This window comes from Oceanobacillus luteolus (genome assembly GCF_023715655.1).
GTDB lineage: Bacteria > Bacillota > Bacilli > Bacillales > Amphibacillaceae > Oceanobacillus > Oceanobacillus luteolus.
In genome coordinates this window covers 1-5631 of record NZ_JAMBON010000071.1, presented here as the reverse complement: position 1 = coordinate 5631, position 5631 = coordinate 1, and the positions used below count along the sequence as shown (strand labels likewise).

The following is a 5631-nucleotide window of genomic DNA, read 5'->3' as shown; positions in this document are numbered from 1 at the left end:
TACCTAGCTTTCCATTCTATTCTTTTGTTAGCATCGTTCATTGGCATAACCTCCAGATTTTTTTCTAAAGAGATTATCTCAAGAACGGATATTTAATAGAAGGTGTTCATTGTTTGACGCTTACAAGTATATGACCCGTTATTGAAAAAGTGTATCGATTTTGAAAATAATTTTATTTATTATGTTGAATTTCTGTATCGAGGTTAATCGCGTTACCTAGATAAGTAAAAGTTATCTCGATATATAAAATGTTAGTATTATTAGTTATTGCAATTATCAGTTATGATGAAATTGGTAATACAAACTTGAAAGGAGGTAACAACATGGGTATCGACTTTCACAATAAGAAAAACCAAACAACATATACTACTCGAAATGCTGATAAATCATGGATGGAAGAAATTCAAAAACTTGTACCAGTCAATCATATTTCAAATGCTGTAGATGTTGGATGTGGTGGAGGAATTTATTCAAAAGCACTGTCAGATATGGGGGTTTCTTTTGTTACAGGTGTTGATTATTCGGAGGCCATACTTGAAGGGGCAAAAGATAATTGCAATAGTTACCAAAATATTACTTTTAAACAAGGAAATGCACTAGAAACTGGATTAAAGAGCAACAATTATGATTTGTTGCTTGAAAGAGCTTTAATTCATCACATTGACGATTTAAGAGCCTGTTTCAAAGAAGGTTACCGAATATTAAAGCATGACGGTTATTATATTATACAAGACCGCACTCCTGAAGATTGCTTACTGGAAGGTAGTGATCGTCATATTAGAGGGTATTTTTTTGAAAAATTTCCAAGGTTAATTGATATAGAGACGAAACGTAGATACGATAGTAAATATGTAATGGAAACACTCCATAGGGCTGGGTTTCTAAAGATTGAAGAAGTTCAGCTATGGGAAACTAGAAATGCTTACAGTCATAAAGACGAATTGCTTCATGATTTAAGTAAAAGAACGGGAAGAAGTATATTACACGAATTAAATGATAAAGAATTGCAGTCACTAATACGTCAAATTGATAAATCGTTGCCTACAAAAACTACGATTATTGAAAAAGACAGATGGACCATTTGGAAGGCGGTAAAATAGCAAGGAATCCGAGAACCTAATAATTTGAAAGCGGGGAGGGATTTAATTGGGGACCGAAATAACATTTAGAATGGCTACTGAAGATGATTTGGATCGTATTGTTGCCATGCTTGCGGACGATATGTTGGGAAATAAGCGTGAGCGTTATGAACATCCACTTCCTTCTAGTTACCTGAAAGCATTTAAAGCTATTAACTCAGATCCTAACAATGAGTTAGTGGTGGCCTGTGATGGGAAAGAAGTGGTCGGTGTACAACAAATTACGTATACCCCGTATATCACCCACCAAGGTGGATGGAGAGCTACGATTGAAGGGGTGAGGACATCAGCTTCTGTACGGGGAAAGGGTGTAGGTACTAGAATGATAATATGGGCTATTGATCGTGCAAAGGAACGTGGGTGTCATGTAGTACAATTGACTACGGATAAAAAAAGAACAAATGCATTAAAATTTTATGAGCGGTTAGGTTTCAAAGCAACGCATGAAGGGATGAAATTGAAGCTTTAATTATTTTTCAAGTAATGGATGAGTAAATCGATTAAAAACAAGGATCCTGAACAGAATCATCTTGTTTTTTGTTGAATGTTAAGAAAATAAAGTAAAGAGATACTGCCCTAAAGCCATGCCAAGTAAACCAAAACCTGCAGTAATACTAAACAGCCATTTCTGAGATACTCTACTTTTCAAGCTTTTGTCACTACTGGTGGTATTGATAAAATATCAATCCAGCATCTGTGGATAGTTTTTATTGCATATATTATGATTAGTGGGATTGGTGGAGTGATTGTCATTCGGAAATGAATTATAAACCGTAACGTTAATCTCTTGCTATGTTTAGTGCCATATCAAAAACGATCACTGATATTCCAACATCATAGTAAAGGGGGATGGTAAAACTGAAAAAAGTTTCATCATACTTCTACCAATTCCCCATTAAAACTACTTTTTTTCTGAGATAGATTCGTTTATTTTTTCTTTTATTTTTTCCATTTTTTCTTGATATTCTTCCTCTACTTCGGATGTCGACGGTAAAAATGGTTCTGGATTATAATCCGTACGTTTACCGTGACGCAACATCTGATAAATGATCATACCGTTATTTGGTTTACCGTTAACCGTCTTCATCGGGACGGCATCAAACAACACATAGAAAAATGCATAGAATACAAACCGATTCCAAAATGTTACATACTCTGTTATATATCCGTTTGCAATCAGCGCATTGATGATTAATCCGAGAATTACATTCAGCATGATAGGGCTAGCATACAACACGACATAGGCAAATTTACTATTATTACGTAAATCATCATAAGAAAACCAGCTATAGAGGTGATAATACTTTCGTACATCAAATATACCCAATTTAAATACTCTCGGGCCAGACCCCATGGTGATTCTACAATTCTTCGCACCGAATAGGAATCCAGCTATCATATATCCTAACTCTCTTAAAAAAATGACTACAGGAAAAATAATAAATGCGGAAATTACGAGACCTATTAAATCGGATAAACCAAACATCTACCACACCTTCTTCTTGTTGTTTGTTACTTCAACTACTTTTCCACGATTTTCAAAGAACCAAACAAAATAAGTTTTTCAGGGTGGTGAGTATGATTCTGAGATTGGCTAGGGTTAAAAACTTTAAAAAAACACAGAACTAGAATGGAAGAAATATTAATTAACAAGCAGGATAAATCATACTTTAACTTGTATTACTAGTATATATGTAGTTTACATTAGTAATAAATCTACTGGAATAAAGGAGGGAAATGATGTGTATGACAAGTGAAATAAGCACTGCTGGGGCTTATGTGTTATATAATGGCTTATTTATATTTCAAGTTGGTCCAACCAAATCAGGTGATAAACTTGGAGTGGTCAGGTTGGGAGGGCATAGGGAAGATGGTGAAACGGCGTTGGATACTGCAAAGCGTGAAGCTTATGAAGAAGCTCAAATAGAAATTAATCCTCATCATCCGGATTCAACTTTTTATATAGAGGACTGGAATGACGAGCCCATTAAAGTAAAGATTGAAGATCCCGATGCACCAATTCTAATGAAAGGAAATGAGAAATCTTCTTATACAGTCATGTATTTATCGTCTACCTACAATCAGCCATCACCATCATCGGAATCACAAGGATTATTATTACTGTCCCCTGAGAAGGTTCATCTTGTCTGTCAAAAGGATATTTCTTTAAATGAATATCACGAGCTTGGTGGAATTTCTATACTGAAGTCAGAAATAAATGCGGATCTAATTTTACAGCCCTTTCCACAATTATTATTTCTATCTCGATTACTTAAAGAGGAAAGCGAGCTAATGGAAGGTCTTATCATTTCATCCTTATCTCATAAAAGTGAATTTTACATGGAAAAGAATTATAAAGACAGTGAGTAATAATTGCATTTAGGAATACAGCTAATTCCATACATAAAATTGAAGTGAATTATAAGGAAAGAAGGATGATCATCATGAACTTAAAGTTGGAATCGAAACGAATTATTTTACTTCCTTTTAAAGAAGAAGATGCAAGTAGAATCAGAGAGTTGGCAAACGATAAAGAATTAGCAGATATTCTCGGTCTTCCACATCCGTATGAACTGAAACATGCAGAAGGTTGGATAGCGGTACAATCAGAGCTGATTAAAGAGGGAAGTGAATTTCCATTAGCAATAGTATCTAAGGAATTAGATGAAATAATAGGTACGATCACTATAAGAGTGGATAAAAATAATAATAAAGGTGAACTTGGATATTGGATAGGTAAAGATTATTGGGGAAACGGATTTGCGACTGAGGCTGTCCATACAATAATACAATTTGGATTCACACAATTGGAGTTAAATAAAATATGGGCTGCCGCCTTATCGAGGAATACAGCCTCTATTTTAGTTTTAGAGAAAGCTGGTTTACAAAAAGAAGGAATACTAAAGCAAGACAGATTATTACATGGAAAGTATGAAGATGTGGATGTATATGGTTTATTGAAACTGGATTATACATTGAATCAAAAGAGTAATGTAAAAAACGAGCAAGGAGCTCATCAGTAGAATTTTCATGCTTCAAACAAAAGCTTTTATCCGCAAAAGAAATATACCCTTTGAGTTCAAATGTTTGAAATACTTTAAATCAAACGATAACATGATTCAACATCGATTATAGGGAGAGGGTGTAGGGAATGAAAGCGATAGTTGTAGAAGAATTTGGTGCGGTAGAAGATTTTATGGAAACAGAAGTCGATAGACCAAAAGTAAATGATAATGACGTGTTAATTGAAGTCCATACTGTTGCCATTAACCCAGTTGATAGTGCGATACGAAAAGGAAGAATGCCATTTAAACTAGGGTCTCCCATGATTTTAGGAACGGATATCTCTGGTGTCGTATCTGAAGTTGGGAAAAATGTTACCGATTTTGCTGTAGGCGATGAAGTATTTACTTCCTATAAAGTAAATCGGGGAGGTGGACTGGCAGAGTATGTATCTATCCCTGAAAAATACGTACTGAAAAAGCCGGAAAATGTTTCATTTGAAGAAGCTTCTGCTTTAGGTATCGCAGCACTAACCGCATATCAATTGGTAAATAAAGAGTCCTATGAGGTAAAAGCTGGAGAAACTGTTTTTGTACAAGGTGGATCTGGTGGTGTAGGTACATATACTGTTCAGTTTGCCAAACAGAACGGAGCCCATGTAATTGCTACAACTAGCAGAAATGAAGAGTTACTTGCATCCCTTGGAGCAGATCAAGTCGTGAATTATAAAGAAGAGGATGTACCAAAGGTTTATGCAAATAAAGCAGATGTATTAATTGATACAGTAGGTAGAGGGACAGATACATTGCCTGTTGTCGTTGAAGGTGGCCGATCCTTAACTCCAGCAGCTCCAATTTCAGAAGATAAAGCTGCAGAAAGAAACATATCAATTGATCGAATTGTGTATAGAATTGATACAGGTCAATTAAATAGATTCATTGATCAAGTTTCTAAAGGCGATTTAAAAGTTATTATTGATGAAGTTTATCCTTTTACGCAGGACGGTGTCCAAAAAGCCTATGAATTAAGTGAATCAGGTCATGCAGCAGGTAAGATTGTAATAAAGGTTAAGTAAAAAATAATGATAATTAAAAAGCTCAGCTGAACAGAAGGTACTCCCCTAGGCTACTAACAGATTATAATGGATATGTTGGCACCTCAGGGGAGATTTTATGTTATGGTATTTCATCTATAAAGGGAATTATTTTTATTGAAAAAAATATAACTTTTGATGTTGCTCATTTGTTATTCTATGGTATAATTTCTTGGGCAATTTAGAAAATCGCTCGATAAAAATAGGAAGCTAATATTAAAAATAGGATGTGAAAAAATGCCTTTCGCGGAGATTGGGCTAATCGTAACTAAACCAGCTAATAGTTGTCAATATATTTCTCTAAAAAACTCAAATTAATTATGATATACTTAATTTTATTCATGCTAAATAACCTTCCGTTATCACCAATCTGGAAGGTTTTGGATTTTTTAGTTA

Annotated in this window: 6 protein-coding genes; 5 read left to right on the top strand and 1 reads right to left on the bottom strand. The window is 34.7% G+C overall.

Features of this window, described 5'->3' with window-relative positions:
• The first annotated feature begins 323 nt into the window (after positions 1–323).
• Positions 324–1100: a class I SAM-dependent methyltransferase gene (locus M3210_RS19210; protein ID WP_251517775.1), complete on the top strand. Its 777-nt coding sequence runs from the start codon at positions 324–326 to the stop codon at positions 1098–1100.
• A gap of 46 nt (positions 1101–1146) precedes the next feature.
• Positions 1147–1608: a GNAT family N-acetyltransferase gene (locus tag M3210_RS19205; protein WP_251517772.1), complete on the top strand. Its 462-nt coding sequence runs from the start codon at positions 1147–1149 to the stop codon at positions 1606–1608.
• 432 nt (positions 1609–2040) lie between these two features.
• Here M3210_RS19205 and M3210_RS19200 read toward each other — a convergent pair whose 3' ends face one another.
• Positions 2041–2625 carry a hypothetical protein gene (locus tag M3210_RS19200; RefSeq protein WP_251517768.1) on the bottom strand — a complete coding sequence of 195 codons (585 nt, stop codon included), beginning with the start codon at positions 2623–2625 and terminating at the stop codon, positions 2041–2043.
• A gap of 260 nt (positions 2626–2885) precedes the next feature.
• Between M3210_RS19200 and M3210_RS19195 the strand changes: the two genes are divergently transcribed.
• The 3 genes from M3210_RS19195 (at position 2886) to M3210_RS19185 (ending at position 5217) form a co-directional block, all read left to right on the top strand.
• Positions 2886–3509, top strand: coding sequence for an NUDIX hydrolase (locus M3210_RS19195; protein ID WP_349774387.1), 624 nt, complete (start codon positions 2886–2888; stop codon positions 3507–3509).
• A gap of 74 nt (positions 3510–3583) precedes the next feature.
• Positions 3584–4162, top strand: coding sequence for a GNAT family N-acetyltransferase (locus M3210_RS19190; RefSeq protein WP_251517762.1), 579 nt, complete (start codon positions 3584–3586; stop codon positions 4160–4162).
• 128 nt (positions 4163–4290) lie between these two features.
• Complete coding sequence (locus M3210_RS19185) at positions 4291–5217, top strand: NADP-dependent oxidoreductase (protein ID WP_251517760.1); 927 nt, start codon at positions 4291–4293, stop codon at positions 5215–5217.
• Positions 5218–5631: the final 414 nt, after the last annotated feature.